Source organism: Sphingopyxis sp. (assembly GCF_019459305.1).
In the GTDB taxonomy this organism is placed as follows: Bacteria; Pseudomonadota; Alphaproteobacteria; order Sphingomonadales; family Sphingomonadaceae; genus Sphingopyxis.
The window spans coordinates 1-7,155 of sequence record NZ_JAIBES010000096.1; the positions used below are offsets into that span (position 1 = coordinate 1).

The 7,155-nt window shown below is 63.0% G+C and carries 7 protein-coding genes; 6 read left to right on the plus strand and 1 reads right to left on the minus strand.

Going from position 1 to position 7,155, the window contains the following annotated elements; translation table 11 throughout:
• The 5 genes from K0M74_RS11645 to tgt all read left to right on the plus strand — a co-directional run.
• Nucleotides 1-634: peptidylprolyl isomerase (locus K0M74_RS11645; protein ID WP_293972268.1), on the plus strand; the 634-nt coding region annotated here is incomplete at its 5' end.
• Between the two features lie 23 nt (nucleotides 635-657).
• Nucleotides 658-1,695, plus strand: a complete 1,038-nt coding sequence (queA, locus tag K0M74_RS11650) for a tRNA preQ1(34) S-adenosylmethionine ribosyltransferase-isomerase QueA (RefSeq protein WP_293972270.1) — start codon at nucleotides 658-660, stop codon at nucleotides 1,693-1,695.
• A 252-nt stretch (nucleotides 1,696-1,947) separates the two neighbouring features.
• On the plus strand, nucleotides 1,948-4,137 hold the full coding sequence (locus K0M74_RS11655) for an EAL domain-containing protein (RefSeq protein ID WP_293972273.1): 2,190 nt from the start codon (nucleotides 1,948-1,950) through the stop codon (nucleotides 4,135-4,137).
• A 58-nt stretch (nucleotides 4,138-4,195) separates the two neighbouring features.
• On the plus strand, nucleotides 4,196-4,684 hold the full coding sequence (locus K0M74_RS11660; protein ID WP_293972276.1) for a hemerythrin domain-containing protein: 489 nt from the start codon (nucleotides 4,196-4,198) through the stop codon (nucleotides 4,682-4,684).
• Nucleotides 4,685-4,772: 88 nt separating this feature from the next.
• Nucleotides 4,773-5,897, plus strand: coding sequence for a tRNA guanosine(34) transglycosylase Tgt (tgt, locus tag K0M74_RS11665; RefSeq protein ID WP_293972280.1), 1,125 nt, complete (start codon nucleotides 4,773-4,775; stop codon nucleotides 5,895-5,897).
• A gap of 2 nt (nucleotides 5,898-5,899) precedes the next feature.
• Here tgt and K0M74_RS11670 read toward each other — a convergent pair whose 3' ends face one another.
• Nucleotides 5,900-6,070 carry a NepR family anti-sigma factor gene (locus K0M74_RS11670; protein ID WP_293972283.1) on the minus strand — a complete coding sequence of 57 codons (171 nt, stop codon included), beginning with the start codon at nucleotides 6,068-6,070 and terminating at the stop codon, nucleotides 5,900-5,902.
• 197 nt (nucleotides 6,071-6,267) lie between these two features.
• Between K0M74_RS11670 and K0M74_RS11675 the strand changes: the two genes are divergently transcribed.
• Nucleotides 6,268-7,062, plus strand: a complete 795-nt coding sequence (locus K0M74_RS11675; protein WP_293972286.1) for a response regulator — start codon at nucleotides 6,268-6,270, stop codon at nucleotides 7,060-7,062.
• Nucleotides 7,063-7,155: the final 93 nt, after the last annotated feature.

Sequence of the window (7,155 nt, forward strand, 5' to 3'; positions counted from 1 at the left end):
CCCCCCCCCCCCCCCCCCCCCCCCCCCCCCCCCCCCCCCCCCCCCCCCGACGATGACGCCGGACCAGTACATCAATAACCCCGAATATATGCTCAACCTCGACCTTTCGACCGGTGGCCGGGTGGTGATCCAGCTCTATCCAAATGTCGCGCCGAACCATGTCGAGCGGCTGAAGCTGCTGGCGCGCGCCGGGTTTTATGACGGGATCAAGTTCCACCGCGTGATCGACGGCTTCATGGCGCAGACCGGCGACCCAAGCGCAACCGGGCAGGGCGGGTCGCAGCTGCCTGACCTCAAGGCCGAATTCAACGTCACCCCGCATCTGCGCGGCACGCTGTCGATGGCGCGCGCGGAAAGCGAAGACAGCGCCAACAGCCAGTTCTTCATCATGCTCCAGCCCCGCTTCGCGCTCGACAACCGCTACACCGCCTTCGGCCGGGTCGTGTCGGGCATGCAATATGTCGATGCGATCCAGAAGGGCGAGCCGCCCGCGGTGATGTCACGCATGGTCCAGGTGTCGGTCGCTGCCGACAACAAACCGATGCCGCCGGCGTCGGCACTTCTCGAAGCGGTTCCCGCTCCGGCGCCCGCCGCCGAAATCACCGCCGACCAGCTCAACGCGCCGATCCGTTAAGCCGACCATCGGCGCGAGGATCCATGCGCGTCGACGCCTTCGATTTTGACCTGCCGAACGAACGGATCGCGCTACGCCCGGCGCGGCCGCGCGATGCGGCGCGGATGCTCGTGGTCGATGGCGACAGGATCGTCGATGCCGGAGTCGGCGACCTGCCCGCCTGGCTGCACCCCGGCGACTGCCTGGTATTCAACGACACGCGCGTGATCCCGGCCCAGTTGGAGGGGTGGAGGGGTGCCGCGAAGATCGGCGCGACGCTGCACAAGCGCATCGACCTGCGCCGCTGGCAGGCCTTCGTCCGCAACGCCAAGCGGCTGCGCGTCGGCGAGACGGTTGATTTCGGGTCGGAGGTATCCGCGCTAGCCGAGGAGCGGCTTCCCGACGGCAGCTTCATCCTTTCGTTCGCGGGCGACGAGCCGGTTGAAGCCCTCCTCGAACGCGCGGGAACGATGCCGCTGCCGCCCTATATCGCGGGCAAGCGCGCCACCGACGAGGAGGACCGGTCCGATTACCAAACGATGTTCGCCGCGAAAGACGGCGCCGTTGCCGCACCCACGGCGGCATTGCACTTCACGCCGGGTCTGCTCGCTGCGCTCGCGGCGGTGGGAATCGCGACCGAAACGCTGACGCTGCACGTCGGCGCCGGCACCTTCCTGCCGGTCAAGGCCGATGACACCGAAGATCATGTGATGCATGCCGAATGGGGGCGGATCGAGGCCGACACCGCGGCGCGGCTGAACGCGGTACGCGCTGCGGGCGGGCGGATCATCGCGGTCGGCACCACCAGCCTGCGCCTACTCGAAAGCGCGGCGCAGGACGACGGCACGATCGCCGCATTCGTGGGCGACACCGCGATCTTCATCACCCCCGGTTACCGGTTCAGGGCGATCGACGGGCTCCTGACCAACTTCCACTTGCCGCGTTCGACGCTGTTCATGCTGGTCAGCGCGCTGATGGGGCTGGAGATTATGCAGGCGGCTTACGCCCATGCGATCGCGAACGATTACCGCTTTTACAGCTATGGCGATGCAAGTCTGCTGCTGCCTGTACGCGCTGTGTAGGTGTGCTGTCTCCGCCAGCCGCCTGTGTTCGACTGATTCGGGATGATGATCTTGGCGGTGTCGATGCCGGTGACTGGCTTGGATATCCGAAGTAACGGTGCGCTTGTGCATCGACCCGGATCGCTGAAGGCGCCTTAGCGACCGCCAAATTTGGCATCGTGACGTTGGTGTAGCGAGCCGTCTATTTACATTATCGCAATTCCTTGCGCCCATAACATTGGTCAGTGTGGGGGCCAGCAAGAGTTTGACTTGATGGAATTGTCATCGCAGATCGAATCCGGCGAGCGGGGGGGTGATGGTGGCGATGAGGGTCAGCGCGGTTTTTTCGGCCTGATCGGATCGCGCATCGGCAAACCGCGCAGCGACGTCGCGCCAAACTTGCACACCCGCGAAGCGTTGCTGCTGCTCCAGAATTACGAGGAGAGCGGACAGGGCTGGTTCTGGTCGACCGATGTCAGGGGACGGCTGACCTATATCACCGATTCGGTCGCGCGGCTGATGGGGCGGACCAGCGGCCAATTGCTTGGCACCAGCTTTACCGAGCTGTTCCTCCCCGTCGACAGCCATGGCGAACGCCAGCGTACCTTGCCGTTCCTGCTGACCAAACAATCCAAGTTCGACGAGCTGCCACTTCGCAGCGCGTTCGAGGGCGACGATCGCTGGTGGGCGATTTCCGGGCGGCCACAGTTCGACGGTAGCGGCAAATTCACCGGCTATCGCGGCAGCGGCACCGACGTTACCGCGCAGCGGCGATCGGCCGAGGATGCTTCGCGCCTCGCGCTCTATGATTCGCTGACCGGACTCGCCAATCGCTTCAACATCTCGAAAAAGCTGGACACAACGCTCGCCGCCTTTGCCCAGCAGCAGCGTGTGTGTGCAATCATGCTGCTCGATCTCGACCGCTTCAAACAGGTCAACGACACGCTCGGGCATCCGGCAGGCGACTCGCTGCTCAAGCAGGTTGCCCAGCGGCTGCTGAAGATTGTTGGCGACAAGGAGATGGTCAGCCGCCTCGGCGGTGATGAATTCCAGATCATCCTTCCCGACGTCGATGACCGCGGCAAGCTCGGCGACATGGCGGCCGACATCATCGCCAGCCTTTCGCAACCCTATTCGGTCGAAGGTAGCCGCTGTATCATCGGCGCCTCGGTCGGGGTTGCAATTGCACCCTTCGACGGGCTGACCAGCGACGATCTGGTCCGCAACGCCGATCTCGCGCTGTATGCAGCAAAGGGCAACGGGCGCGGCCGGTTCAGCTTCTATTCGAGCGAACTGCACCAGGCCGCGGAAATTCGCCGCGCACTCGAAGACGATTTGCGCGACGCGCTCGCCCGTGGCGAAATGGAGCTACGATACCAGCCCGTCGTCAACGCCAAGTCGAATATGGTGACCGGAGTCGAGGCACTCGTGCGCTGGACGCATCCCGATCGCGGCGTAATTTCGCCGGGCGTCTTCATCCCGATCGCCGAGGAAGCCAATCTGATCTGGCCGCTCGGCGAATGGGTGCTGCGCAAGGCGTGCGAGGATGCGGTCAATTGGCCCGGCGAGATGCGCGTCGCGGTCAATGTGTCGCCGATCCAGTTTGCCAACGAGGATTTGCCGAAGATTGTCGCCAGCGCGCTTGCGACAACGGGGCTGGCGCCCGACCGGCTTGAGCTGGAAATCACCGAAAGCGTGTTCCTGGGCGATTCGGCTGACACAGCCAAAATGTTCAAGGCGCTCAATGCGCTCGGCGTCCGTCTTGCACTCGACGATTTCGGTACCGGCTATTCGTCGCTCAGCTATTTGCAGACCGCGCCGTTCGACAAGATCAAGATCGACCAGAGTTTTGTGCGCGACGCGACGGTGCCGGGGTCACGCAACGGTGCGATCATCGCGGCGATCGTCGCGCTTGCCGAGGCGCTGGAGATGGAGACAACCGCCGAGGGGATCGAATCGCTCGACCAGCTCGAGCTCATCCGCAAGCTCAACGTCAGCCATGTCCAAGGCTATGTTTATAGCAAGCCAGTGCCGCATATAGAGTTGCTCGAACATGCCGAGGCGGGCTCGTGGATAATCAAGCCGGCCGGACCGGCGCGCCAGCGCAACGATCGTTTCTCGCTGTTCCGTACTGTCGGGGCGATCCACGACAATCATCGCTATAATGTCGTCATCCGCAACCTGTCGTCGACCGGCGCCTTTATCGAGGGCATTTTGAATGTCCCGCCCGGCACCCAATTTGTTATCGATTTCGGAGAGGGGCAGCTCGTCACCGCCACCGTCCGCCGGTCGATGAAGCACCAACAGGGGGTCGAATTCGAACAAACGATGGTCAGCGATGGCAATGGCGGGCTGTGTACGCGGCACCGCGTGTCGCCCTATCTGATCGCCGCGGCGACGCAATCGACCGCCGCGATGGCGCTGCCGATGTTCACGACGACGAGCGACTGGAAGGCCGCCTGACGGACAGAGGGGAACCGTCCGCGCGATTGCCCGTTCTGCTCCCAAACAGGAGACGAACATGGCTGAAACAAAGATCTTTGCGCGGCTGAAAGCCGATCACGACCGCCACCGCAAACTGCTCACCCAGATCGACGAAACCAAGGGCGACAGCCCCGAGCGCGAAAAGCTGTTCGAGGCGTTTCGCGTCGAGGTGACCGCGCACGCGGCGTCGGAGGAAATGTCGCTCTATGCGACGATGCTCGGCAAGCCTGACCTGCGCGACGACGCGCAGCACAGCGTCTCCGAGCATAAGGAAATCGACGACCTGCTCACCGAGCTTTACGAGATGGACTTCGCCTCGACCGGCTGGTTGACCCGCTTTCGCACGATGAAAGATCGCTACCTTCACCATATCGACGAGGAGGAAGAAGAGATGTTTCCCGAGGCCGAAGAAGGATTGTCCGAGGCGAAGAAGACGGAGCTGTTGGCGATCTTTGAAAAGGAAAAACCGAAGGAAAAGGCCAAAGCAGCAGCTGACGAGCCTTCGAGTGAGGACGATAAGGAATAGTCGGTTCGAAATCCTCCCCATGGCGTCGCGACAAGGAAGATCGTCCATACCTCGACTTTTGCTCACCCCGCCGCCATAGGCGCGCCCGATGACCGACAGATTCACCTTTTCGATCGCCGCGACCGACGGCGCCGCGCGCACCGGCACAATTGCCATGCGGCGCGGCGACATCCGCACTCCCGCCTTCATGCCCGTCGGCACGGCGGCGACGGTGAAGGCGATGCGCCCTGCCGAGGTGCGCGCGACCGGCGCCGATATTATCCTCGGCAACACTTATCATCTCATGCTGCGCCCGACCGCCGAACGCATGGCGCGGCTAGGCGGCCTGCACAATTTCATGGGCTGGGACCGGCCGGTCCTGACCGACAGCGGCGGCTATCAGGTGATGAGCCTGTCGGCGCTGACCAAACAGAGTGAAGAGGGTGTCGCGTTCAAGAGCCACCTCGACGGTTCGAAGCATATGCTGACCCCAGAACGGTCGATGGAAATCCAGCGCCTGCTCGGCAGCGACATCGTGATGGCGTTCGACGAATGCCCGCCGAACGGCGTCGATGCCAAGCGCGCCGAGGCGAGCATGGAGCGTTCGATGCGCTGGGCGGCGCGCAGCCGCGCGGGGTTTGACGCGGGCGAAAAACATGCGGCGCTGTCGGCCTTGTTCGGGATCCAACAGGGCTCGCTCGACGAAAAGCTGCGCGCGCGATCGGCGGCGGCGCTGATCGACATTGGTTTCGACGGCTATGCGATCGGCGGCCTCGCGGTGGGTGAGGGGCAGGCGGCGATGTTCGGCGTGCTCGACTATGCACCCACCCAGCTTCCCGCGGACCGCCCGCGCTATCTGATGGGCGTCGGCAAGCCCGACGACCTGGTTGGCGCGGTCGCGCGGGGGGTCGATATGTTCGATTGCGTGCTGCCGACGCGGTCGGGACGCAATGGGCAGGCCTTTACCTGGGACGGGCCCATCAACATTCGCAACGCAAAGTTTGCCGAGGATCAGGCGCCGCTCGATGCGTCATGCGATTGCCCGGTCTGTACGACCTGGTCGCGCGCCTATCTGCATCACCTCGTCCGATCGGGCGAGATGCTCGGCGCGATGTTGATGACGCAGCATAATCTGCATTTCTATCAGGCGCTGATGCAGGCCATGCGCGTTGCCATTGCAGTAGGTAAGTTCGCGGCTTTTCAGCGTGATTTTGACGCGCGCTACCAGCGCTGACGTCAGTCGAGCTTGCTCAAAAGATCCAGCAGCGACTGGGGAATCGACTCGTCCACGGTGGATTCATAGGCGCGCCGCAGCGCGCCATTGACGTCCTGCGTCTTGGCTGGGGTTTTTCTCGTCGTATCCTTCCCCGAAGTCTCGCCGCTGGGCGAACCGGTTTTAGGCGACATTATCGGGGCATCCGCTTAACATGGGGCCTGTTGCTAACCGCGCATTTATCAAACCGCAATGGCGCGTTTGTTCTTCCCCATGAAACTAATTTGCGGCTAAATCGTTCCCATGGGGTGAAATTATGTCGGTGGGCGCGGCTGTGAGCCGTGTTTGCTGGGTTTTCGGCGGGTTAAGACCCGCATCAGGAGGGAAAATTATGTCATTGGGTCAGGCGATCGCCCCGCATCTTCCATATTTGCGACGTTATGGTCGGGCGATTTCGGGAAGCCAGCAGAATGGCGACGCGCTGGTTGCGCGTTTGCTCGAAACATTGGTCGCGGATCCCGCTGCGGTCGATACCGGAAACGACCTGCGCATCCAGCTGTACCGGATGGTCCATGACAATTTTGCGCTGATGGCAAATGGCACTGCGGCGGGCGACGCCGCCGACCTGACCGACATAGCGATCGCCGACGCGCGCCTGCGCCGCATTCCGTCGCTGGCGCGGCAGGCGCTGCTGCTGACCGCGGTCGAGGGCTTCAATGCCGAGGACACCGGCCGTATCATCGGCCGCGGTACCGACGAAGTGAAAACGCTGATCGCCGAGGCGACCGACGAAATCGACCGCCAGACCCGCGCGCGCATCCTGATCATCGAGGACGAGCCGATCATCGCGATGGATATCGAAATGATCGTCCGCGACCTGGGGCACGACGTCGTAGCAGTCGCCACCACGCATCGCGAAGCGGTGGCCGAAGCGCAGAAGCATCAGCCGGGATTGGTGCTCGCCGACATCCAGCTCGCCGACAACAGCTCGGGGATCGAGGCGGTGCAAGAAATCCTGACCGGCCTCAGCGTGCCTGTGATCTTCATCACCGCTTTCCCTGAACGGCTGCTCACCGGGGATCGCCCCGAACCGGCGTTCCTGCTCACCAAGCCATATCAGCCCGCGACGCTGCGCGCGGCGATTTCGCAGGTGCTGTTCTTCGACGAGAGCACGGTTCCGGCATAAGGTCGGTCGAGCCGAACGAAATCGTCATTGCGAGCGAAGCGAAGCAATCCAAAGTGCGCGTAACGCCATGGATTGCTTCATAAAGGAATAGCG